The sequence below is a fragment of the Pseudomonas sp. SCB32 genome, assembly GCF_009189165.1.
In the GTDB taxonomy this organism is placed as follows: domain Bacteria; phylum Pseudomonadota; class Gammaproteobacteria; order Pseudomonadales; family Pseudomonadaceae; genus Pseudomonas.
Map to the genome: position 1 here is coordinate 4,477,649 of NZ_CP045118.1, position 23,781 is coordinate 4,501,429.

At 65.9% G+C, this 23,781-nt stretch carries 21 protein-coding genes; 10 read left to right on the forward strand and 11 right to left on the reverse strand.

Annotated elements, in window-relative coordinates:
• Positions 1–65 precede the first annotated feature (65 nt).
• The 3 genes from GA645_RS20385 to GA645_RS20395 form a co-directional block, all read right to left on the reverse strand.
• Positions 66–1,676, reverse strand: a complete 1,611-nt coding sequence (locus GA645_RS20385; protein WP_152224808.1) for an ABC-F family ATP-binding cassette domain-containing protein — start codon at positions 1,674–1,676, stop codon at positions 66–68.
• A gap of 260 nt (positions 1,677–1,936) precedes the next feature.
• Positions 1,937–2,536, reverse strand: a complete 600-nt coding sequence (locus tag GA645_RS20390) for a tRNA-uridine aminocarboxypropyltransferase (protein ID WP_152224810.1) — start codon at positions 2,534–2,536, stop codon at positions 1,937–1,939.
• Positions 2,533–3,429, reverse strand: coding sequence for a LysR family transcriptional regulator (locus GA645_RS20395; protein WP_152224812.1), 897 nt, complete (start codon positions 3,427–3,429; stop codon positions 2,533–2,535). The genes GA645_RS20390 and GA645_RS20395 overlap by 4 nt, the downstream gene beginning before the upstream one ends.
• Positions 3,430–3,717: 288 nt before the next feature.
• On the opposite strand from GA645_RS20395, the gene speB reads away from it, so the two are divergent.
• The 6 genes from speB (at position 3,718) to GA645_RS20425 (ending at position 10,858) form a co-directional block, all read left to right on the forward strand.
• On the forward strand, positions 3,718–4,677 hold the full coding sequence (gene speB / locus GA645_RS20400) for an agmatinase (protein ID WP_152224814.1): 960 nt from the start codon (positions 3,718–3,720) through the stop codon (positions 4,675–4,677).
• Between the two features lie 16 nt (positions 4,678–4,693).
• On the forward strand, positions 4,694–5,104 hold the full coding sequence (locus GA645_RS20405; protein WP_152224816.1) for a nuclear transport factor 2 family protein: 411 nt from the start codon (positions 4,694–4,696) through the stop codon (positions 5,102–5,104).
• 25 nt (positions 5,105–5,129) lie between these two features.
• Positions 5,130–6,644 (forward strand): cytosine permease, encoded by a 1,515-nt coding sequence (locus GA645_RS20410; protein WP_152224819.1) that lies wholly within the window; start codon positions 5,130–5,132, stop codon positions 6,642–6,644.
• A gap of 126 nt (positions 6,645–6,770) precedes the next feature.
• A complete protein-coding gene (locus GA645_RS20415; RefSeq protein ID WP_152224821.1) occupies positions 6,771–8,150 on the forward strand; it encodes a sodium:solute symporter in 1,380 nt (459 codons plus the stop codon).
• Positions 8,151–8,245: 95 nt separating this feature from the next.
• A complete protein-coding gene (locus GA645_RS20420; RefSeq protein ID WP_152224823.1) occupies positions 8,246–9,847 on the forward strand; it encodes a 5-guanidino-2-oxopentanoate decarboxylase in 1,602 nt (533 codons plus the stop codon).
• A gap of 285 nt (positions 9,848–10,132) precedes the next feature.
• Positions 10,133–10,858 (forward strand): MBL fold metallo-hydrolase, encoded by a 726-nt coding sequence (locus tag GA645_RS20425; RefSeq protein ID WP_152224825.1) that lies wholly within the window; start codon positions 10,133–10,135, stop codon positions 10,856–10,858.
• Between the two features lie 59 nt (positions 10,859–10,917).
• Here the strand turns inward: GA645_RS20425 and GA645_RS29100 are convergent, their stop codons facing one another.
• From GA645_RS29100 to GA645_RS20440, 4 genes are all read right to left on the reverse strand, one after another.
• Complete coding sequence (locus GA645_RS29100) at positions 10,918–11,052, reverse strand: PA1414 family protein (protein WP_256675983.1); 135 nt, start codon at positions 11,050–11,052, stop codon at positions 10,918–10,920.
• Between the two features lie 176 nt (positions 11,053–11,228).
• The gene (locus tag GA645_RS20430; RefSeq protein ID WP_152224827.1) at positions 11,229–12,149 is read right to left on the reverse strand and encodes a DMT family transporter; all 921 of its coding nucleotides are present in this window, start codon (positions 12,147–12,149) and stop codon (positions 11,229–11,231) included.
• A gap of 171 nt (positions 12,150–12,320) precedes the next feature.
• Positions 12,321–13,418 (reverse strand): extracellular solute-binding protein, encoded by a 1,098-nt coding sequence (locus GA645_RS20435; RefSeq protein WP_152224829.1) that lies wholly within the window; start codon positions 13,416–13,418, stop codon positions 12,321–12,323.
• Between the two features lie 84 nt (positions 13,419–13,502).
• Complete coding sequence (locus GA645_RS20440; RefSeq protein WP_152224831.1) at positions 13,503–14,543, reverse strand: histone deacetylase family protein; 1,041 nt, start codon at positions 14,541–14,543, stop codon at positions 13,503–13,505.
• 254 nt (positions 14,544–14,797) lie between these two features.
• Between GA645_RS20440 and GA645_RS20445 the strand changes: the two genes are divergently transcribed.
• From GA645_RS20445 to GA645_RS20460, 4 genes are all read left to right on the forward strand, one after another.
• A complete protein-coding gene (locus GA645_RS20445; protein WP_152224833.1) occupies positions 14,798–17,230 on the forward strand; it encodes a DUF3772 domain-containing protein in 2,433 nt (810 codons plus the stop codon).
• A 318-nt stretch (positions 17,231–17,548) separates the two neighbouring features.
• Entirely contained in the window at positions 17,549–18,592 is a 1,044-nt protein-coding gene (locus GA645_RS20450; RefSeq protein ID WP_152224835.1) for a trans-aconitate 2-methyltransferase, read from the forward strand.
• 129 nt (positions 18,593–18,721) lie between these two features.
• The gene (locus GA645_RS20455; protein WP_152224837.1) at positions 18,722–19,288 is read left to right on the forward strand and encodes a hypothetical protein; all 567 of its coding nucleotides are present in this window, start codon (positions 18,722–18,724) and stop codon (positions 19,286–19,288) included.
• 91 nt (positions 19,289–19,379) lie between these two features.
• On the forward strand, positions 19,380–19,775 hold the full coding sequence (locus GA645_RS20460; protein ID WP_152224839.1) for a VOC family protein: 396 nt from the start codon (positions 19,380–19,382) through the stop codon (positions 19,773–19,775).
• A 4-nt stretch (positions 19,776–19,779) separates the two neighbouring features.
• On the opposite strand, the gene GA645_RS20465 is transcribed toward GA645_RS20460, so the two are convergent.
• The 4 genes from GA645_RS20465 to GA645_RS20480 all read right to left on the reverse strand — a co-directional run bounded on the left by GA645_RS20465 (position 19,780) and on the right by GA645_RS20480 (position 23,547).
• A complete protein-coding gene (locus GA645_RS20465) occupies positions 19,780–19,992 on the reverse strand; it encodes a DUF3079 domain-containing protein (protein ID WP_152224841.1) in 213 nt (70 codons plus the stop codon).
• 136 nt (positions 19,993–20,128) lie between these two features.
• Positions 20,129–21,148, reverse strand: coding sequence for an AraC family transcriptional regulator (locus GA645_RS20470; RefSeq protein WP_152224843.1), 1,020 nt, complete (start codon positions 21,146–21,148; stop codon positions 20,129–20,131).
• Between the two features lie 224 nt (positions 21,149–21,372).
• Positions 21,373–22,554, reverse strand: a complete 1,182-nt coding sequence (locus GA645_RS20475; protein ID WP_152224845.1) for a VWA domain-containing protein — start codon at positions 22,552–22,554, stop codon at positions 21,373–21,375.
• 147 nt (positions 22,555–22,701) lie between these two features.
• Positions 22,702–23,547 (reverse strand): MoxR family ATPase, encoded by an 846-nt coding sequence (locus GA645_RS20480; RefSeq protein WP_152224847.1) that lies wholly within the window; start codon positions 23,545–23,547, stop codon positions 22,702–22,704.
• Positions 23,548–23,781 lie beyond the last annotated feature (234 nt).

A 23,781-nucleotide genomic window follows, 5' to 3' on the forward strand; every position in this document is an offset into this window, starting at 1 on the left:
ACGGCAGAGGCAGCCGGAAAGAGAGGGACGTCGATCCTACCCAGCCCTCCCCGGCCGGTAAAGCCTCACTCGACCAGCCAGCGCCAGCCGCTCTCTCCGCACTCCAGCCGCGCATCCAGTTGCAGCCGCTCGAGAAACGCATCGTCATGGGACACCACCAGCACTGCCCCCCGGTACTGCCGCAGCAGCGTCTCCAGCGCTTCACGGGACTCCAGGTCGAGATGGTTGTCCGGTTCGTCCAGCAACAGCAGTTGCGCCGGTTGCTCCGCGTAGATTTCGCAGGCCAGCGCCGCCTTCAATCGCTCGCCGCCGCTGAGCAGCCCGCTCGGCTGATCGAGCCGCTCTGCCGGCAATCCCAGTTGCGCCAGCCTCATGCGCAGCACGGACTGATCCACCACCCGATTGCGCGCCTGCAACTGCTCCAGCACCGAGCGCTCGGGCTCCAGCGCCGTCAGATGCTGATCCAGGTAGGCGCTGCGCACCTTCACCTGGCATGAGCCGGAAGCCGGGCTCAGCTCGCCCGCGACGACCTTGAGCAAGGTCGACTTGCCGCTGCCATTTCGCCCGATCACCGCCACCCGGCGCGGCCCCGTCAGCTGCAGATCGAGCGGCGCGGCATTGCCGAACGGCAGGCGCAAGACCTCCAGCGAGAGCACGCCGCGCTGTTCGGGCATCGTGAAGTCCGGCGCGTTGAGCGTCACCTCAGCCGTCTCGCGCACCTGCTCGAACGCCTCACGCACCCCGTGCGCCAGCTGCTCGCGGCGATCGCCGTGCTGGGTGCTCAGCCGGGCGATGCTGGTCTGGCTGCGTTCCTTCTGCCGGTCGACGAGGATCTTCGCCTGGTTGGCGTCCTTCGCGTCCTTGCGCCCCTTCGCCTGGCGGTGCGCCTGGCGTTCGCGCTGCTCCTGCATGACCCGTTGCTGACAGTCGCGCTCCAGCTTGCGGCGCTGCAATTCGCGCAGCGCGTTGTCCTGCTCCTGCTGGCGAGCATCCCGATAGACGCCATAGCCGCCGGCGTAGCTGCGCAGCCCCGCAGATGACAGTTCGACGATGCGCGGCAGGTCATCCAGCAACAGCCGGTCATGGCTGACCAGGACCAGCCCACCGCGCCAGCGCCGCAACTGTTCACGGAGCGCCTCGCGCCCGGCGCGGTCGAGGTGGTTGCTCGGCTCGTCGAGGATCAGCCAGTCCGCCCCGCTGAGCCAGGCACCGAGCAACGCGACCCGCGTGCACTCGCCACCACTCAGCCGTGCGGCCGGCGTGTCCGGCTGCAGGTGCCCGAGTCCGCTGGCGGTGAGCTCGGCCTCCAGGCGCGCGCGAACATCCCAGTGGCCGTCGAGGCGCTCGAAATCGGCGGGATCGACGCCGCCCGCCTCGATCCGCGCCAGCGCATCCAGCAAGGGCTGTACGCCGGCGAGATCGGCCACACTGCGAAACGCCTGCGGCTCGATGCGCTGCGGCAGGTAATGCGCAGGCCCCGAGCGCAGGCAGCGCCCGGCGCTGGGCTGTAGATGGCCGGCGAAGATCCGCGCCAGCACGGACTTGCCCGCACCGTTGCGCCCGACCAGCGCGGTGCGGCGGTCGTCGAAGGTTTCGTTGAGATCGCTCAGCAGCGGTTCGCCGCTGGACAGATGGAAAGAGACGCCGTGCAGCGCCAGGGTGAAGGGGCTCGTCATATGCCATCCAGATTGATGCCGGAAATCCCCCAGGGCAGAACCTGGGACGGAAGCGGGCCGTGAAACCACGGCGGCATCAATTGCGCATCGGACGAACACCTCGCGAAGGGGAATGAGGGGCGCAGTATAACGGGTCGATCGCAGCAAGCGTACCCGCCGGCCTACCGGCCGGTTCGCGGGCATGGCCCGCTCCTACAAAAGACGCGCGGTGCCAGATTGCAGGAGCGTGCCATGCACGCGAAGGCGGACAAGGTCCGCCGTCAGGTGGAAGAACGCGGCCCGTGATTGCGCAGGAAGGTCTCCTCGCCCATCGCGGCGATCTGTCCTTCGATCAGGGCTTCGAACGGGCGCAGCAATTCGGCATGGGACTGCGGCGCATCCAGCGCATCGAGGGCGTGCACCACCGCCTCGATGGTCGACAGCGCGCCCTCGGCCGGCGCCTTGCGCAGGCGATAGCGGGAAGTCAGCCCTTCCGCCATGACGACTCGCGGGAGCGCCGCAAGGTTCGGATTGAGGTGCAGCAACTTGCGCGCCTTGCGCCAGGTGCCGTCGGGCACTACCAGCAGGCGGGGTTTATCCACAGGCCGCGCGGCCAGATCGGCCAGCGCCAAGGCAGACTCGCCGGGGAACAGCAGCCAGGCATCCCAGGCCGACAGGTCCAACCCGCTGAAGTCCTCGCCCACCCGCAACTCCGCATTGGCCAACCCCAACGCCGCCAGCCGCGCGGTGTTCAGCGCATGGCCGGTCTCACTCGGGTGCTGCAGCAGCAGGACGCGGGTACGGTTGTCCAGGCGCGGGATCAGCGCACACAGGCAATGCTGCAGCGGGCGCTCGCAGCGCGGGCAGCGGGCGCGGCTCATGGCGTGTTCGGCTGCGTACGCAGCAGGTCACGGAAGTTCTGGATCAGCGGCTCACGGGAGCGGCCACGGCGCAGGATCAGCGAGAACGGCGCCTGGTAGCCGAAGGTGGTCGGCAGCAGGGCGCGCAGCCGCCCTTGATCCACCCAGGGATGGGCGTAGTGCTCGGGCAGGTAACCGATGTAGCCACCGGAGAGGATCAGGATCAGCTGCGCCTCCATACTCTCCACGGTGCCGGCGCTGTGCTTGAAACCGTGCCGCGCCAGTTCCGCCTGGCTCCAGTAGCCACGGCCGACCATGCGCTGCTGGGTGATCAGCTCGGCGGGTATGCGCCGGCCATCGAACAGGGGGTGGCGATCGCTGCAGTACAGCCAGTGCTGCTCTCTATATAAAGGCTGGTAGACCAGACCGTTCATCCGGCTGAAGAAGGAGCCGATGGCCAGGTCCAGGCGGTTGTCCAGAACCGCCAGCTGCAATTCGTAGGGGCTCTGTACCTGCAGGTGCAGGTGCACCGCCGGGTGCAGGCTGCTGAAGGCGCCGATCACCTCGGCCAGCGGCAAGGCCGGGTCGCTCACCGTGGAGTCCAGCACGCCGAGGTTCAGGGTGCCGCGCAGCTCGCCCTTCAAGGTGGCCGCATAGCGCTCGAAGCCTTCCAGTTCGCCGAGAATACGCAGGGTTTCCTGGTAGAACAGCTCACCTTTGCTGGTCAGCCCGAAGCCGCCGCGCCCCCGGTGGCAGAGCACGATGCCCAGTTGGTTCTCCAACTGGCTCATGTAGGTGCTGATCGCCGAGGTCGACAGGTTCAGCTCCTGCTGGGCGGCGGCGAAGCCCTGGCTGCGTACCACGCAGGCAAAGATTCGCAGCAGCTTGACGTCGGGCAATGCGCTGGCGCTCATGAGGACTCCGTAAAACGGCGGCAAAGCCGCTCTAGTTCAGTACTTTCTGCACCAGTGAATCGAATGATAGCAAGCTGCCTATCGATCTACAGGTCACGCCCCATGCGTCCGGCAAGCCGGGCCCTGCGACGAGGTGGCGCAGTCTAGCGCTCAGGGATAGTTTAGAAAACTCTGAACTGATTATTTGTAGCCAGCGATTTTTCCCACTACCCAACCTGATGAGAATCCAGCCTCAGTATCAACAAGCCTGTTTCCAAGAAAACAGCGAACCAGCGTGAGGCGTACCCCATGGACAAGAAACTTCATCAGCCCCTGGGCGGAAACGAAATGCCGCGTTTTGGTGGTATCGCCACCATGATGCGCCTGCCGCATATCCAGTCCCCTGAAGAACTCAACAAACTGGATGCGGCCTTCGTCGGCGTACCGCTGGACATCGGCACCTCCCTGCGTTCGGGAACCCGTTTCGGGCCGCGCGAAATCCGCGCCGAATCGGTGATGATCCGTCCGTACAACATGGCCACCGGTGCCGCTCCGTTCGATTCGCTGAACATCGCCGACATCGGTGACGTGGCGATCAACACCTTCAATCTGCTGGAAGCCGTGCGCATCATCGAGGAAGCCTACGATGGCATCCTCGACCACGGCATCGTCCCGCTGACCCTGGGTGGCGACCACACCATCACCCTGCCGATCCTGCGTGCCATCCACAAGAAGCACGGCAAGGTCGGCCTGGTGCACATCGACGCCCATGCGGACGTCAACGATCACATGTTCGGCGAGAAGATCGCCCACGGCACCACCTTCCGCCGCGCGGTGGAAGAAGGCCTGCTGGACTGCGACCGCGTGGTGCAGATCGGCCTGCGCGCCCAGGGCTATACCGCCGAAGACTTCAACTGGAGCCGCAAGCAGGGCTTCCGCGTGGTTCAGGCCGAAGAGTGCTGGCACAAGTCGCTGGCTCCGCTGATGGCTGAAGTGCGCGAGAAAGTCGGTGGCGGCCCGGTTTACCTGTCCTTCGACATTGACGGTATCGACCCGGCCTGGGCGCCCGGTACCGGCACTCCGGAAATCGGTGGCCTGACCACCATCCAGGCCATGGAAATCGTGCGTGGCTGCCAGGGCCTGGACATCATCGGTTGCGATCTGGTGGAAGTCTCCCCGCCCTACGACACCACCGGCAACACCTCGCTGCTCGGCGCCAACCTGCTGTACGAAATGCTCTGCATCCTCCCGGGCGTAGAGCGCCGCTAAGCGCGCGAGTACACACATGAACAACGATGCCTGCGTAGCACAGGTGCTGGAGGCTGCCCGCGATCTCGTGGCAGCCTTCGCGCGCACCGACACCGAGGCCTACTTCGCGGCCTTCAGCGAAGACGCCAGCTTCATCTTCCACACCTGGCCGCAGCCTTTGCTGTCGCGCGCGGCGTATCGCGAGGTGTGGGAAGGCTGGCTGCGTGACGACGGCTTCGAAGTCCTCGAATGCCAGTCCAGCAATACCTTTGTCAGCCTGCAAGGCGAAGACGTGGCGGTGTTCTGCCACGACGTCGCCACGCGGCTGCGCATCCAGGGAGAGGAGAGCCTGAACCACGAACGGGAGACCATCGTCTTCCGCCGTGATCCGAAACAAGGCCGCTGGCTGGCCACGCACGAGCACCTGTCACCGTCTCCGACGCCATAAAGACAGGGCATCCCGGGAGGAAGTCATGGATAACAAGAACAACGCACACGCCATTACAACGATCGAGACATTCGGGGTCGAACAGATCCCGGATCACGAACGTAACGCCACGCCCACCGATCTGTTCCGCATGATCTTCGGCGGCGCCAACACCTTCGCCACCGCTGTGCTCGGCAGCTTCCCGGTTCTGTTCGGGCTGTCGTTCCAGGCTGGCGTCTGGGCCATCGTCCTCGGCGTCCTGGTCGGCTCGCTGATCCTCGCGCCGATGGGCCTGTTCGGCCCGCTCAACGGCACCAACAACGCGGTCTCCTCGGGCGCCCACTTCGGCGTGCACGGGCGGATCGTCGGCTCGTTCCTGTCGCTGCTCACGGCGGTCGCGTTCTTTTCCCTCTCCGTGTGGAGCTCGGGCGATGCGCTGATCGGCGGTGCCAAGCGCCTGTTCAACCTGCCGGAAACCGACCTGACCCTGGGCCTGGCCTACGGTCTGTTCGCCGTGCTGGTGCTGATCGTGTGCATCTATGGCTTCCGCTTCATGCTGATGGTCAACAAGATCGCCGTATGGGCCGCCAGCCTGCTGTTCCTGCTCGGCCTGTTCGCCTTCTCCGGCCACTTCGATGCCAGCTACGCCGGCACCGTGCAGATGGGCAGCGAAGGCTTCTGGGCCGCCTTCATCGGCGCCGCCCTGCTGGCCATGAGCAACCCGGTGTCGTTCGGCGCCTTCCTCGGTGACTGGGCGCGCTACATCCCGCGCCAGACCTCGCAGAAGCGCATCATGCTGGCGGTGATCTGCGCCCAGCTGGCGACCCTGATCCCGTTCCTGTTCGGCCTGGCCACCGCCACCATCGTCGCGGTCAACGCCCCGGATTACATCGCCCAGAACAACTACGTCGGCGGCCTGCTGGCGGTATCGCCGAGCTGGTTCTTCCTGCCGGTGTGCCTGATCGCGGTAATCGGCGGCATGTCCACCGGCACCACCTCGCTGTACGGCACCGGCCTGGACATGTCCAGCGTGTTCCCGCGCCTGCTGAACCGCGTTCAAGCGACCCTGCTGATCGGCGTGCTGTCCATCGCCTTCATCTTCATCGGCCGCTTCGCCGCCAACCTGGTGCAGAGCGTGTCCACCTTCGCCGTGCTGATCATCACCTGCACCAGCCCCTGGATGGTGATCATGATCCTCGGCCTGGTCATTCGCCGTGGCTTCTACCACGCCGACGACCTGCAGGTGTTCACCCGTGGCCAGGAAGGCGGTGCCTACTGGTTCCACAACGGCTGGAACTGGCGCGGCATGGGTGCGTGGATCCCGAGCGCGGCCCTTGGCCTGTGCTTCGTCAACCTGCCGGGCCAGTTCGTAGGTCCGATGGGCAACCTGGCCGGCGGCATCGACATCAGCCTGCCGGTCACCCTCGGCATGGCCGCCCTGCTCTACATCGCCCTGCTGCGGACCTTCCCGGAATCGGCCGGCGTGTATGGCCCCAAAGGCCCGCGCTGGGTCGGCAGCCATGATCGTCCGGTACTGGACATCAGCGAGCCGGCAGCCTGATCGACCGCCTGTCCGAGGCGGAGCAATACCCCCAAACCCCATCGGACCGACCTCCGTCGGTCCGGTGAATCACCGCACGCCACAAGCGTGCGGCAACAATGACAATGCACGCGTGAGGAGCCAGCCATGGCCTTGGATATATTCGTCGTTCTGATCTATGCCGCCGGCATGTTGGTCCTGGGCTGGTACGGCATGCGCCGCGCCAAGACCCATGAAGACTTCCTGGTGGCCGGCCGCAACCTCGGCCCGTCCTTCTATATGGGCACCATGGCTGCCACCGTACTGGGTGGCGCGTCCACCGTCGGTACCGTGCGCCTGGGCTACGTCCACGGCATCTCCGGCTTCTGGCTGTGCGCGGCCCTCGGCGCCGGGATCATCGCGCTGAACCTGTTCCTCGCCAAACCGCTGCTCAAGCTGCGCATCTTCACTGTTACCCAGGTGCTGGAGCGTCGTTATAACCCCATGGCCCGCCAGGCTTCCGCGGTGATCATGTTCGCCTACGCCCTGATGATCGGCGTGGTCTCCACCCTGGCCATCGGCACTGTCATGCAGGTGCTGTTCGGTCTGCCGTTCTGGGTCTCCGTCCTGCTGGGCGGCGGCGTGGTCGTGGTGTACTCCACCATCGGCGGCATGTGGTCGCTGACCCTGACCGACATCGTGCAGTTCATCATCAAGACCGTTGGCCTGATGTTCGTCCTGCTGCCGATCTGCCTGTACCGCGTAGGCGGCTGGGATCAGCTGGTGGCCAAGCTGCCGGCCAGCGCCTTCAGCTTCCACACCATCGGCTACGACACCATCATCACCTACTTCCTGATCTACTTCTTCGGCATCCTGATCGGCCAGGACATCTGGCAGCGCGTGTTCACCGCCCGCGACGAGAACGTGGCCAAGTACGCCGGCACCACCGCAGGCGTGTACTGCGTGATCTACGGTCTGGTCGGTGCCCTGATCGGCATGTGCGCCAAGGTACTGCTGCCTGACCTGGACAACGTCAACAACGCCTTCGCCGCCATCGTCCAGTCCGCCCTGCCGGACGGCATCCGTGGCCTGGTGATCGCCGCTGCCCTGGCCGCGATGATGTCCACCGCCAGCGCCGGCCTGCTCGCCGCTTCCACCACCATCACCGAAGACCTGCTGCCCAAGCTGCGCGGCGGCAAGGAATCGAGCCTGGGCACCAGCCGCCTGTTCACCGCCCTGACCGGTCTGGTGGTACTGGCCATCGCCCTGGTGGTGAACGACGTGATCAGCGCCCTGACCCTGGCCTATAACCTGCTGGTCGGTGGCATGCTGATCCCGCTGATCGGTGCCATCTACTGGAAGCGCGCCACCACTGCCGGCGCCATCACCAGCATGGCCCTGGGCTTCGTCACCGCGCTGGTGTTCATGCTCAAGGATGGCTTCGACGCCAATACCCCGATCTACTACAGCCTGGCCATCGGCCTGGTCAGCTTCGTCGTCGTCAGCCTGCTGTCGCGCCGCCCGGCGGCGGTCGCCAACGCAGCCTGATCAAGACCTGCACAAGGCAAAAGGGCGCGGCGAGTGATCTCCGCGCCCTTTTGCTTGATGACAACAATCTCTCTCACGAACAGTAAGGAACTGCCATGACCACCTGCGGCGAATTCCTCGTCAAGCAACTCGAAGCCTGGGGCGTCGACACCGTATTCGGCATCCCCGGCGTGCACACCGTCGAGCTGTATCGCGGGCTGCCCCACAGCGGCATCCGTCACATCACCCCACGCCACGAACAGGGCGCCGGCTTCATGGCCGACGGCTACGCCCGTGTCACCGGCAAACCGGGCACCTGCTTCATCATCACCGGCCCGGGCATGACCAACATCCTCACCGCCATGGGCCAGGCCTACGCCGACTCCATCCCCATGCTGGTGATCTCGAGCGTCAACGAGCGTTCGCGCCTGGCCCACGGCAACGGCTACCTGCACGAGCTGCCCAACCAGCGCGCCATGACCGCCGGCGTGACCGCCTTCAGCCACACCCTGATGAGCGTCGAGGAACTGCCCGCCGTGCTGGCCCGCGCCTTCGCCGTGTTCGACAGCGAGCGTCCGCGTCCGGTGCACATCGAGCTGCCGCTGGACATCATCACCGCCCCGGCCGACCACATGCAGGTGCTGCCGCGTGTGCAACTGGCCCGCCCTGCCCCGGCCCGCTCGCCGCTGCACGAGGCCGCCGCCAAGCTGGCCAAGGCGCAGAAGCCGCTGCTGCTGCTCGGTGGCGGCTGCGTCGAAGCCCAGGCCGAAGCCCGCGCCCTGGCCATCGCCCTCGACGCCCCGACCGCGCTGACCATCAACGCCAAGGGCCTGCTGCAGCCGGACCACCCGCTGCTGATCGGCAGCAACCAGTCGCTGATCCCGGTCCGTGAACTGGCGCTGGAAGCCGACGTGGTACTGGCCATCGGCACCGAGCTGGGCGAGACCGACTACGACGTGGTGTTCGACGGCAACTTCAAGATTGGCGGCGAGCTGATCCGCATCGACATCGACCCGCAGCAACTGATGCGCAACCACGCGCCGAAGATCGCCATCCACGCCGACGCCCGCACCGCCATGCGCGGCCTGCTGGAACTGCTGCCGGCCCGTGAAGCCGACACCGCCAGCCCCGGCGCCCAGCGCGCGGCCAAGGTGCGCGCACAACTGGCCGAGGACTTCAGCGGCTGGGAGCACTACCGCACCCTGTTCGGCAAGATCCTCGAAGTGCTGCCCGATGCCCGCTTCGTCGGCGACTCCACCCAGACCGTCTACAGCGGCAACCACCTGGTGGAACTGGACGGCGGCCGCCGCTGGTTCAACGCCTCCACCGGCTACGGCACCCTGGGCTACGGCCTGCCGGCGGCCATCGGCGCCAAGCTCGGTGAACCGGGTCGTCCGGTGATCAGCCTGATGGGCGACGGCGGCCTGCAGTTCACCATGACCGAACTGGCCAGCGCCGTGGAAGCCAAGGTGGGCATCATCGTGCTGCTGTGGAACAACTACGGCTACGGCGAGATCAAGCGCTACATGGAACGTCGCGACATCACTCCGCTGGGCGTGGACATCTACACCCCGGACTTCCTGGCCATCGCCAAGGGCTTCGGCTGCGCCGCCGAGCGTGCCCGCGACCATGCGCACCTGCAGGAGCTGCTGCGCAACGCGCCGAGCGATCGTCCGCTGATCGTGGAAGTGATGGAAGCGGCGCCCTTTGTGCCGTAATCCTCTGTAGGAGCGAGCTTGCTCGCGAACCACCCAGCTCGGGATTGTTCGCGAGCAAGCGAAAGCACCAAGCGCTCCGGGCTTAGCCCTGGCGTCAATGAGTGGCACGGTGTATCGGCGTACAACTGCGAAAGGTTGTACGCCCTACGCTCCCTTTTCTGGGTTCCCGCGTTCGCGGGAATGACGGCGTCGAGCGTAGTGTTTCCTGGCGTCATTCCCGCGAACGCGGGAACCCAATAGACAGCTGCTACAGCACGCACCAACGCCACAGAACAAGGACTCGCCATGAAAATAGTCACCCGTGACCGCTGGTTCGAAGTCCGCCACTGCTACGACGGCGTCAGCCTGATCCACGAGCCCTACGTCCGGCCCTTCTACCGCTGCAACCTGTGGCACATCCAGGGCCGCGACCGCGACGTGCTGGTGGACAGCGGCTCCGGCCTGGTCAGCCTGCGCGAACAACTCCCGTGGCTCACCGAGCGCCCGCTGCTGGCCGTGGCCAGTCACACCCACTTCGACCACATCGCCGGCCACCACGAGTTCGACGAGCGCCTGGTGCATCCGGCCGAAGCCGACATCCTCGCCAACCCCGACGGTGAGCGCACCCTGGCCACCGCCTTCGTCGGCGACGAGATGTTCGACGCCCATCCGGATTGCCCGCTGTGCTATGCCGAATACCGGATCAAGGCCGCGCCGGCCACCCGCACCATCGACGAAGGCGATGTGCTCGACCTGGGCGACCGCACACTGCAGGTGCTGCATACCCCCGGTCATTCGCCGGGTGGCATCAGCCTCTGGGAGGAGAAGACCCGGACGCTGTTCTCCGGCGATATCATCTACGACGGCCCGCTGATCGAGGACGCCTACCACTCCAACCTCGACGACTATGCCAGGAGCCTGGCGCGTCTGCGCGAGCTGCCGGTGCGCACCGTGCACGGCGGGCACTTCCCGAGCTTTTCCGGGGAGCGACTCAAGGCAATGATCGACGACTGGTTCAAGGCCCACGACTGACGGGCAAGAAAAAACCCGCCATCAGGCGGGTTTTTCTTTTCGCTCAGGCCAAGGCTCAATCAGTAGCGCCGGCGCTGCTCCATCAGGCGACGCTGTTCGTCGCTGCGGACGGGGATGGGTTGCAAACGTGGAGGCTGGATCAGTCCGAGCGTGACAGCCAGTTTCCACGCGATGCCTTGCAGCCAGACTTTCATGGGATGCCTCCTCATTCCAATTCGGGTCGGGCGGCCCGTTACCACCGTGGACCGCCCTGGGAAAGAATAGCTCGGCGTCCCACTCTCCGCCCGCGCTACTCATTCCTTGATACAAAGCCTATCGGTTAGCGCCGGATCGTCGCCTGACCTGAATCAACGGCGCGACACATCGCCGATCATCGACGCAGCTTTCGCCGTATCCACTGCTCGCTGCTGACCAGGGTGATACCCGCCAGCACCAGCACCGCGCCGCCGACGAAGTTCAGGCTCAGCGGCTCGCCCAGGATCAGCACGCCGAAGGCGATGCCGAACATCGGCGTCATGAAGGAAAACACCGCCAGGTTCGACGCCAGATAGCGGCGCAGCAGCCAGAACCAGCAGAAGTAGCTGAAGAACGACACCACCACGCCCTGGAACAGCACGCTGCCCACGCCGATGGCGGTGAAGCTGACCTCGTGGGTCTTGCCCAGCACCATCGCCGCCAACGGCAGCAGCAATGCGGCGACGAACATCTGGTAGAACAGCGTCAGGCTCGGCGGCGCCTCGGACAGGCGCGTCGTGCGCACCGCCACCGTGGTCATGCCCCAGGACAGCCCGGCGAGCACACCGAAGAAATCGCCCAGCAACATGCGGCTGTCCATCCCGGCGAGGTCGAAACCGCCACCGAAGCACAACAGGATGCCGCCAAAGCACACCGCGATGCCCAGCCACTGCAAGCGCCGCAGGCGTTCGCTGGGCAACAGGAAGTGCAGGGCCAGCGCGGAGAAAATCGGCGCCGTGTAGAGGAACACCGCCATGTGCGAGGCGGAGGTGTACACCAGCCCCTGAGCGATGAAGAAGAACTCCGCGGCGCACAGCACCCCGGCCACCGCCCCGCCTTTCAGGGTGCCCTGGCGCAGGCCTTCCCAACCGCCGCGCCAGCACATCCACAAGCCCAGCAGCACGGCGGCGATCAGGTTACGCCCGAAGGCCTGCATGATCGGCGCGATGTCCGGCGCCGCCAGCTTCACCGCCACTTGCTGGATGCCCCAGATCACGCACAGGCCGGTCATCGTCTGGATGGCGAACGCATCGGCGTTCCTGCGTTCGGGAATCATGGGCGCCTCCGGACAAGGGCGCATTCGTAGTTCGGACGGGACATGGCAAGGCTCGGCAGCAGAAAGGGGATGTCCAAAGAAAATCGGCGAACATGAAAGTCCGCCGATTATTCCAGTTCCAGGCAGCTCACTGCCAACGGAAACCCGCTGTCCAGCCAGCCGCGAACGACATCACTTGCCCGACTTCACCTGGCTCCAGGTACGGGTGCGGATGCGCTCAAGCTTCTGCGGCAGCGGCTCCACCGAGTACAACCGGGCCTGCACCTCGGCGTTGGGGTAGACGTTGGGGTTGTCGCGCAGCTCCGCCGAGATCAGCTTGTCGGCTTCCTGGTTGGGGTTGGCGTAAGCCACGTAGTCGGAGATCGGCGCCACCACGTCCGGGCGCAGCAGGTAGTTGAGGAAGGCGTGAGCCTCTTCGACGTTCCTGGAATCCTTCGGGATCGCCAGCACGTCGAACCAGGCCGCCGCGCCTTCCTTGGGAATGCGGTACTCGATGTGGATGCCATTCTTGGCTTCCCTGGCGCGGTTGGCCGCCTGCATCGCACCGCCCGACCAGGCCAGCGCCACGCAGACATCGCCGTTGGCCAGGTCGGTGACGAACTTCGAGGAGCTGAAGTAGGTAATGCTCGGGCGCAGCTGCATCAGCAGCGCCTCGGCCTTCTTGTAGTCCTCGGGGTTGCGGCTGTTCGGCGACAGGCCCAGGTAGTGCAGCACCTGCGGGACCACTTCGGTGGGTGAATCGAGGAAGGCGACGCCGCAGGATTTCAGCTTGGCCAGGTTTTCCGGCTTGAACACCAGGTCCCAGGAATCCACCGGCGCGTTGTCGCCGAGCACGGCCTTGACCTTGTCGACGTTGTAGGCGATGCCGTTGGTGCCCCACATGTAGGGCATCACGTACTGGTTACCCGGGTCCTTGCTCTCCAGCACCTTGAGCAGCGCCGGATTGAGGTTCTTCCAGTTCGGCAGCTTGCTCTTGTCCAGCGGCTGGAACACGCCGGCCTTCAGGTAGTTGGGCAGGAAGCCGTCGCTGGGCACCACCACGTCGTAGCCCGAATGACCGGAGAGCAGCTTGGCCTCCAGCACTTCGTTGCTGTCGTAGACGTCGTACTGCGGCTTGATGCCGGTGTCGGCCTGGAAGCCCTTCAGGGTATCCGGGCCGATATAGTCGAACCAGTTGTAGATGCGGACTTCGGGCCCGGCGCTGGCGGCGCAGGCAGTGGCGAGGGCGGAGGCGGCGAGCAGGCCGCGCAGCGCATTATTCTTGTTCATGTCCTTCCCCAGGTGATGGGCCCGCGCAAAGGTTCGCGAGCCAAAATGCAAACGGGCGGACTCTCGTCCGCCCGCTTGCGTCTGTCAACGTGCCTTGGCTTCGTAGCCTTGCAGCACGTTCACCGCGTTGACGCCGATGGCCTCCACCGCGTAACCGCCCTCCATGATGAACAGGGTCGGAATACCCATGGCGGCGATGCGCTCGCCCATCTTCAGGTAGTCCGGGCTGTCCAGCTTGAACTGGGAGATCGGGTCATCCTTGTAGGTGTCGACGCCCAGCGAGACCACCACCGCGTCCGGCGCGTAGGCGGCGATCTTGCGGCACGCGTCTTCCAGCGCGGCGGACCAGCCGTCCCAGCCGGTGCCATGGGCCAGCGGGTAGTTGTGGTTGTAGCCTTCACCGGCGCCTTCGCCGTGCTCGTCGGCGTGGCCGAGGAAGTACGGGTACTCCACCAGCGGGTCGCCGTGGATCGAGGCGAACAGCACGTCGTTGCGGCGGTAGAAGATGTCCTGGGTACCGTTGCCGTGGTGGTAGTCCACGTCGAGAATGGCCACGCGCTTGGCGCCCTGGTCGAGGAAGGCCTGGCTGACGATGGCGGCGTTGTTCAGGAAGCAGTAGCCGCCCATGAAGTCGCTGCCGGCGTGGTGGCCCGGCGGACGGCACAGCGCGAAGGCGGTGCTGGCACCCTGGCGCATGTGGTCCTGGGCAGTCAGCGCGACCTGGGCCGAGCTGTACACGGCCTGCCAGGTGCCGGCGGTGATCGGCGCCTCGGTGTCGAAGCTGTAGTGTCCCACTTCGCCCATCAGCGCAGTCGGGATCGGACCGTCACGCAGCAGGCGGCGCCCCGGGAAGGTAGTGGAGACCAGGTCGCCGGTGTGGCCTTCGGCCGCCCAGCGGGCCCAGGCGCCCTTGAGGAATTCGACGTAGCGGGCATTGTGAGTGCGCAGGATCGGCTCCATGCCGAAGTCCTTGGGCTCGATGATTTCGCCCAGGTTCTGCGACTTCACGCGGGCCAGCACGGTGTCCGCGCGGCTGGGCATTTCGAAGCAGGGCTGGAGTTTGCCGTCGACCAGTTCGGACTGGCCGAAGTGCAGGCGGTGATCGTCGCTGTAAACCGTGAGCATGAGAGTAGACCTCGCAGGATTCTTGTTCTCGGGTGACAGGATTCTGCCCAGCCTGGGCACGGCACAGAACAGCGTGAGCGGCCAAAAGGGGATCGATATGGCCATAATTTTTGACCCTTAACCAACCGTATCGATCAACAGTTCACCACGAAACCCTCCCCCAGGGCACCCTGCCTCGCTATGCTTCAGGGAATTGCCACGGCGCGAACCGGCGTATCCCCGGTATCAGGCCATGACCAGCGGATGAGGGGAAGATGCGGGAAACCATCGCACGGGCGTGCCGTCATGCCGTGATGCTACAGGTGTTGGCGCTGATGCTGTTGCTGACCGGCATCACCACTGTGCAGGCGGACGAGCCGGCCACGGCGGCGCCGGCCTCCGCCTTCGAACTGCCGGAGCTGCCCGAAGACGCCAGTCTGGACCAGTTGAGCGAGCGCCTGGAACTGATTCGCCAACGCGTCTCCGCCAACAGCGACGACAGTCTGCTCGCGGCACTGCGCCAGGCGGCGCTGCAGGTCCAGCTGCACGCCGAACAGAACGCCGGCGGCCTGGGCACCCGGCTCGCTCGCACCGAGGACCAACTCAAGGTCCTCGGTCCGGAAGTAGCCGGCGAAGCGGAAAAGCTCACCCGCCAGCGCAATGACCTGCAGGCGGAGCAGAAGCAACTGGCCTCCCAGGTACAGCGCGTCAACCAGGTGGTCAACGCCGCCCAGGACCTCGCCGCGCAGATCGTCAACCTGCGCCGCAGCCAGCTCAACTCGCAGATCGCCACGCGCTCCCCGCCGCCCTTCAGCCCGCGCTTCTGGTCCAGCCTGATCCGCCCCACCGACGATGACCTGGCGCGCCTGAGCGCCGTCCACCGCCAGGTTGCCGACAGCTTCGTCCAGGCGTGGCAGCCCGGCAATCGCGCGCCCTTCATCGTCTGCCTGATTGCCGCCACGCTGCTCTGGGTGCCGGGGCGCCGCCTGCTCGAGCGCCTGCTGACCAAGGTGATGATCCGCTGGATACCCGTCGGCCGGCTGCGGCGCAGCGCCCTGGCCCTGTCGGTGAGCCTGGCGACCATCGTCACCCTGGGCGGCGGGGCCGCCCTGGTCCGCGAAGGGTTGGACTGGCGTGAACAACTCGACGGCAACATGACCAACCTGGCGGACCAGTTGCTCGCCCTGGTGATCTTCTGCACCTTCACCGCCGGGCTCGGCCGTGGCCTGCTGGCCGTACAGCGCCCCACCTGGCGCCTGCCCGACCTGCCCGACCCGGTGGCCAGGGCCCTGTCGCCCTTCCCCTGGCTGATGGCCTGGCTGCTCCTGCTGCTGGGCACCCAGGAGCGCCTGAACAGCACCAGCGGCGCCAGCCTCGCCCTGACCGCAGCAGTCAATGGCATCACTGCACTGGCCACCTCGGCACTGTTCGCCACGGCGCTATACCGCTACCGGCGCAGTAGCCGCGACGCGGGCGACTATGAAGCTTCGCCACTGACTGGCGTGATGGTCCTGGCGATTCTGTTCACGGTGCTGCTGATCCTCCTCGCGCTGTTCAGTGGCTACCTCTCGCTGGCCTATTTCCTCGCCGGCAAGCTGCTCTGGGCCAGTGTCATCTGCGCCAGCGGCTACCTGCTGACCGCCCTCTTCGGCGACCTCTGCGTGGCCCTGCTGTCGCCCAAACACCCGATCGGCGAGCGCCTGGCACAGAGCCTCGGGGTCAATCCGCAGCACCAGGCGCAATTCACCACGCTGCTCACCGGGAGCGGCCGCACGCTGCTGGTGCTGTCGACCCTGCTGGTGGCCTTCTCCACCTCCGGCACCAGTCCGGGCGAGCTGCTGCAGGGCCTGGTGCAACTGGTGAAGAGCGGCCAGTCGCTGGGCCGCCTGAACATCGTCCCGCAGGACATCCTGCTGGCCCTGGCGACCCTGGGCGGCGGCCTGTTCGGCCTGCGCCTGCTCAAGCGCTGGCTGGCCGACGAGCTGCTGCCGGAAACCAGCATGGACGTGGGCATGCGCGCCTCGCTGGTGACCCTGGTCGGCTACCTCGGCATGGTCATCCTGGTGCTGCTGGTGCTCTCGGCGTTGCGCATCAACCTCACCAGCCTGACCTGGGTGGTCAGTGCCCTTTCGGTGGGCATCGGCTTCGGCCTGCAGGCGATCGTGCAGAACTTCATCTCCGGCCTGATCCTGCTCACCGAGCGCCCGGTGAAGGTCGGCGACTGGGTCAGCCTGACCGGGGGCGTGGAAGGCGATATCCGCCGGATCAACGTGCGCGCCACGGAAATCCAGATGTCCGACCAGTCCACGGTGATCGTCCCCAACTCGCAGTTCATTTCGCAGAACGTGCGCAACGTGACCATGAGCAACGCGCTGGGGCTGGTCAGCATCAGCCTGACGCTGCCGCTGGATACCGACGTGCTGAAGGTCCGCGAAGTGCTGCTGGCCGCCTACGCCGAGCACGAGTCGATCACCGCCACGCCTGCCACGTCGGTGACCTTCAAGGAGCTGGGCGCCACCGGGCTGACATTGTCCGTGTCGGGCTACGTGAACAGTCCGCGAGCGGTCTCGAACACGCGCAGCGACCTGCTGTTCACCATTCTCGGGCGCCTGCGCGAGCTCGGCATCCCGCTGTCCTCACCGCAGAGCCTGGTGCTGCAACAGCCCTTGCCGGCCCCGGAGGCAGCCCCGCAGAAGGCCGGTGAATGAGCCTCGACCGTGGGTCGGCGCTCACGCCCGCGCAAGTGGGCGAACCTAGACTGAACAATGGGCCCCCGCACGGGGCCACGCCCCGCTGAGTCCGTCGTCGAGCGCAACACCGTCGGTGCCGGTGCGCTCCGATTCGGCTGGCCAGCACGCAATGCTCCCGCCCGGGACGCCGCCATTGCGTGACGACGCACCGGGCCGTCGCGCCCGGTGTGCGGCGCGGCAATGGGTCATCCGGCATGCTCCCCCTCGCCGCCCTACTCCCTACCCGACCACCGTCGGGCCGACGCGTGCACGGTGGTCCAGCGCAGGAGTCGCGCCATGGACGAAGCCAAACTCAATGAATTCATGGGCAAGCTGGTCACCGACATGGGCGGGGCGGCGATGCTCGCCAACATCATCCTCGGCGACGAGCTCGGCCTTTACCGCGCCATGGCCGACAGCCAGCCGATCAGCGCCGAGACCCTGGCCGAACGCACCGGCTGCAACGCCCGCCTGGTGCGCGAATGGCTCAGCGCCCACGCCGCCTCCGGCTACATGGAGCACCACGACGGACTCTTCCGTCTGCCGGAAGAGCAGGCCCTGGCGCTGGCGGTGGAAGACTCGCCGGTCTACGTCGCCGGCGGCGCCGTGGTCGTTGCTGCGCTGTTCCATGACAAGGACAAGCTGGTGGCCGCCATGCGTGGCGACGGCGCGCTGCCCTGGGGCGATCACCATCCCTGCATGTTCTCCGGCACGGAGCGCTTCTTCCGCCCCGGCTACCGGGCGCACCTGGTCAGCGAATGGCTGCCGGCGCTCGACGGCGTGGTCGAGAAGCTCCAGCGCGGCGCGCGAGTCGCCGACATCGGCTGCGGCCATGGCGCCTCCACGGTGATCATGGCGCAGGCCTTCCCCGACTCGCGGTTCGCCGGCTTCGACTACCACGCGCCGTCGATCGACACCGCCACCCAGCGCGCCATGGATGCCGGGGTGAGCGATCGCACGCACTTCGAGCGCGCCAGCGCCAAGGACTATCCAGGCGACTACGACCTGATCTGCTTCTTCGACTGCCTGCACGACATGGGCGACCCGGTCGGCGCCGCCCGCCATGCGCGCCAGGCGCTCAGGCCGGGTGGCACGGTGCTGCTGGTTGAGCCCTTCGCCAACGACCACCTCGACCAGAATCTCAACCCGGTGGGCCGGCTGTACTACGCGGCGTCCACCTTCATCTGCACGCCCAACTCGCTGTCCCAGGAAGTGGGCCTGGGGCTGGGCGCACAAGCGGGCGAGGCACGTCTGCGCAAGGTCTTCGAGGAAGCCGGGTTCAGCCAGTTCCGCCGCGCGGCGGAGACGCCCTTCAACCTGATCCTGGAAGCTAGCGCCTGACCTTCATCGAGCGGCGGCACACCCTTGCCAAGGGGCGCGCCGCCGCGCACAAATCGTTCATCTACCAGTCATCACTCCGTTACAAACGCTGGCGAAACTCCCTGGCTTTCAACCTGGGGAGGTAAACCGATGTTCAACAACAAAGTGTACAAAGCCGCATCCATCGCCCTGCTCGTCGCCGGCCTCGGCGCCTGCGCCATGCAACCGCCGGTTGCCAGCAAGGAAGTCACCCCGAACAACGATGACTGGTACCTGGTGCGCACCGACGAAACCCTCTACCTGTTCGACGACGCCACCGTCTACCGCGACTACCTGGTGACCGGCAAGACCACCTACACCAAGGACGTGGGCGAGAAGGACAAGTTCGGCCAGAACGTCGTGCTGGTCGTACGCGCCGAGGACAAGGACAAGGACGTGAAGAAGATCGCCTCCTACCAGTTCTACAAGCAGAGCCTGCCGCCGGCAGCCGGCTTCTACGGCGAAATCCGCAAGGATGGCGTGATCTATGTGGCCCAGCGCTACGGCGACATGGTCGACATGAACGGCCTGGGCGAGCCGATCTTCCGTCACACCGAGATCGCCAGCGGCCCCAACGGCGAGCGCGTGGTCTACCTGATGCAGAAGGAAGAATCCAAGCCGGTCGCCCTGATCAGCAAGTTCCAGAAGATCTACGGCATCACCCCGGCCAAGGGCTGATCCCGCAGCCGCGTCCGGCCCGACCAAGGGCCGGATGCGGGCTTTGCCACGGCGTAGACTCTGCTCATCGGCATCCGCAATGGAGGCAACCATGAGCATCGAGCTGGATCACCTGCTGGTGCCCGCCGCCGACAAGCTGGCCGCGGCGCGGCAATTGGCGCAGCTACTGGACGTGCCTTGTGCGAGCGAGGGCGTCGACCCCTTCATACCGGTGTTCGTCAATGCGGGACTGACCCTGGACTTCGACCAGTGGCAAGAGCCCTTCCCCCGCCTGCACTTCTGCTTCCGGGTCAGCGACGCGGAATTCGATGCGATCCTCGGCCGCCTGCGCGACGCGGGAATCCCCTGGCGCAGCCGCGTGCACGGGCCGGTGGATCATCAGGTCGACACGGAAAACGGCGGACGCATCCTCTACTGGAACCAGCCGGACGGCCACCAGTGGGAAATCCTCACCGTCAGTTACGCGCGCCAGGACGGCGCGGCGTGAGGCGCTAGCTGGAAGGCTCCAGCTGCACGGGAATCTTCTCCGGCACTTCGATGCCCCAGTCGCCGAACTGGTACCAGTCCTCGCCGAGCATCTCCGACGGGTGCATGGTGCGGTCCGCACCATTGCCGCAGGCCAGGTTGGTGGACGGGCAGTAGCGGTCGCAACCCCAGCAGATGCGCTCGGGGTGCGGTGGATTGAGGGGGAATTTCTTGGCCATGGTCAGGCCCTCGGGTTTCCTTGCGGGATTCCTGAACGCTATGCCTGTCGGACTGGCCTACTCCTTGATCTGCGACAATTTCGCCCGGATTTCAGGCGCGGCTTTTACGCACGGCCTACTATGCGCGGCTTTCTATCTATGCACGGAAGTGGCTCGGCGGCTGGCCGCTCCAGCGCTGGAAGGCATGGCGCAAACTGGCCGTTTCGCTGAAGCCGAGTTCCTCGGCGATGCGGTAGATCGGCATGTCGCCGTCCTGCAGCAGCTCCTTGGCGCGGGCGAAGCGCAGCTCGTCGAGCAGCTGCTGGTAGCTGGTCTGCTGTTGCTGCAGGTGCCGGCGCAGGCTGCGCGAGGAGCAGTTGAGGCGGCGCGCCAGTTCCTCCAGGCCCGGCGGCTCCTGCAGGCGTTCGCCGAGGATCGCGCGGACCTTGTCCAGCCAGGCGCGGCGGGCGGCCAGGTCGATGTTCTGGCGGCGGCACTGTTCCAGCATCTCGCGGTGGGTCACGGCATCGGCCAGGGGCAGGCGCATGTCCAGCCAGGAAGCTGGGAAGCCGATGGCGCTGCGTTTGCTCCCGAAGCCCAGCTGGCAGCCAAACAGGGTGGCGTAGGCGGCGCGGCGATCCTCGGGGCCGTCATAGTCGAACTCGGCGCGCACCAGCGGCAGCGGCTGGCCGAGCAGGTCGGCACAGGCCACCTTCAGCGAGCCCAGGCACAGCTCGGTGTTGAACGGCCGCATCGACTCGGTTTCGCCATAGCCGGTGGCGACCAGCCAGGCCATGTCGCCGTCTACTTCCAGCACCAGGTGGAAGTAGGTGCCCAGCAACACCGGGTAGCTCAGGCCGATGCGCAATGCCTCGCCCAGAGTCGGTGCGGAAAGCAGCGCGTAGCCCAGCAGGCCGTAGGCGGTGATCCGTGTGCGGACGCCCAGGCGCAGGCCGAGCGCGGGCTCGCCGGCGAGATTCTGCACGTTGCCGAATACCTGCTGCTCCTGCCACGGGCTGACCAGCCGGCGCAGGTCGAGGAGATCGTCGCTGGTGATCCCGCTGCCTTCGAGGATCGACTCGCGGCTGTGCCCTTCGGACTCCATCAGCGCGACGGTCAGCGAGGTCATGTGCAGGGAGTTGAGCCAGGTGGAGCGGGAGAAGGTCAGCGGAGTCATGTCATGCCCAGGGTAGACGCGATGGCGTGCCCGTCGGTGTTACCGCGACGGGCGCAGCTCAAGGGCAGGCAAGTTGCGTGCCGGCCACGCCAGGTGGCCGGATCGATCCCCGCGCTACGGGGACTTCGACACAAGACGGGCTTTTTCCGTCCTGCCGAAAGGTTACCTTTGCGGACACCAGGACGGTGCGGGCGCACCGTCCTGGCGCTCAGCCGAGGGAAAGCTCAACCGCGGGAGAGGAACCGCATGCCCTCTTCCAGGCCGCTCAGGGTCAGCGGGAACATCTGCTCCTTCACCAGCTCACGGACGAGGCCCGTGGAGGCGGTGTAGTTCCAGGTGTCTTTCGGGTAGGGGTTGATCCAGATGAGCTTCTTGTACTTCTCCATGAAGCGCTGCATCCAGACGTAGCCGGCCTCCTCGTTCCAGTGCTCGACGCTGCCGCCGGCCTGGGTGATCTCGTAGGGCGCCATGGCGGCGTCGCCGACGAACACCACCTTGTAGTCCGGCCCGTACTTGTGCAGCAGGTCGAAGGTAGAGGTGCGCTCGCTGCCGCGACGCAGGTTGTTCTTCCACACCGACTCGTAGATGAAGTTGTGGAAGTAGAAATATTCCAGATGCTTGAACTCGGTCTTGCAGGCCGAGAACAGTTCCTCGCAGACCTTTACGTGGGCATCCATGGAGCCGCCGATATCCAGCAGCAGCAGGAGCTTCACGGTGTTGCGGCGCTCCGGGCGCATCTGGATGTTGAGCAGGCCGGCATCCTTCGCGGTGTGGTCGATGGTGCCGTCGATGTCCAGCTCTTCCGCTGCGCCCTCGCGGGCGAACTTGCGCAGGCGGCGCAGGGCGATCTTGACGTTGCGCGTGCCCAGCTCGACCTGGTCGTCGAGGTTCTTGTACTCGCGCTGGTCCCACACCTTGGCGGCCTTGCCCTGGCGCTTGCCGGCGTCGCCGACGCGGATGCCCTCGGGATTGAAGCCGCCGGAGCCGAACGGGCTGGTGCCGCCGGTGCCGATCCACTTGTTGCCGCCGGCATGGCGCTCCTTCTGCTCTTCCAGGCGCTTCTTGAACTCCTCGATGAGCTTGTCCAGGCCGCCGAGGGACTGGATCTGCGCGCGCTCCTCGTCGGTCAGCAGGCGCTCGAATTCCTTGCGCAGCCACTCTTCGGGGATCAGTGCCTTGAGGTGGTCGTCGAGCTTTTCCAGGCCCTTGAAGTAGGCGCCGAAGGCCCGGTCGAACTTATCGAAATGGCGCTCGTCCTTCACCATGATGGTGCGGGCGAGGTAATAGAACTCGTCCATGTCGGCGAACACGACGCGGTGCTTGAGCGCATCGATCAGGTCGAGCAGCTCGCGCACCGACACCGGCACCTTGGCCGCGCGCATTTCGTTGAACAGGTTGAGCAGCATGGCTGCGCCCTCTTGTCGTCAAACCCGCTGGAGCGGTCGTCTTCTGGGTTCCCGCGTTCGCGGGAATGACGTGGGGTGGAAACACTCTCTGGCGTCATCCCCGCGAACGCGGGGACCCAATTAACCCGCTCCGGCGAAGGAACAGGTTCAGCGCGAAGCGCGGCGGCTCATGAACGCCAGGCGTTCCAGCAGTTGCACATCCTGCTCGTTCTTCACCAGGGCGCCGGCCAGCGGCGGGATGGCCTTGGTGGGGTCGCGCTCGCGCAGCACGGCTTCGCCGATGTTGTCGGCCATCAAGAGCTTCAGCCAGTCCACCAGTTCGGAGGTGGAGGGCTTCTTCTTCAGGCCCGGCACCTTGCGCACGTCGAAGAAGATGTCCAGCGCCTCGCTGACCAGCGTGCCGCTGATCTTCGGGTAGTGCACGTCGACGATCTTCTGCAGGGTCTCGCGGTCGGGGAAGGCGATGTAGTGGAAGAAGCAGCGGCGCAGGAAGGCGTCCGGCAGCTCCTTCTCGTTGTTCGAGGTGATGATGATGATCGGGCGCTGTTTGGCCTTGATGGTCTCGTTGGTCTCGTAAACGAAGAACTCCATCTTGTCGAGTTCCTGCAGCAGGTCGTTGGGGAACTCGATGTCGGCCTTGTCGATCTCGTCGATCAGCAGGATCACGCGCTCTTCGGCCTCGAAGGCCTCCCAGAGCTTGCCCTTCTTGATGTAGTTGCGCACGTCGTGGACCTTGTCCACGCCCAGCTGCGAGTCGCGCAGGCGGCTGACCGCATCGTACTCGTAGAGGCCCTGGTGAGCCTTGGTGGTGGACTTGATGTGCCAGGTGATCAGCCTGGCGCCGAAGGACTCCGCCAGCTGCTCGGCCAGCATGGTCTTGCCGGTGCCCGGCTCGCCCTTCACCAGCAGCGGACGCTGCAGGGTGATGGCGGCGTTGACCGCCAGCTTGAGGTCGTCGGTGGCGACGTAGGACTGAGTGCCTTCGAACTTCATCGGGAAATCCTCGAACGGTAGCGGCCGGGGCTGACCCGGGCGGAGAGGTGCGTTTGGGAGACTGCGACTATAACGCGCATGGCGCTCGACTGTGAACGCAGGACGGGCATTCAGTCACTGAATGCCCGGTCATCGCGCGGACGGCCATTTCTCGCCAGCTCGCGCCTCCCGGACACTCATTTGAGGCCCGATCCAGGCGCTGCGGCGACCGATCTTTCCGCCGGTTCTGCGTCT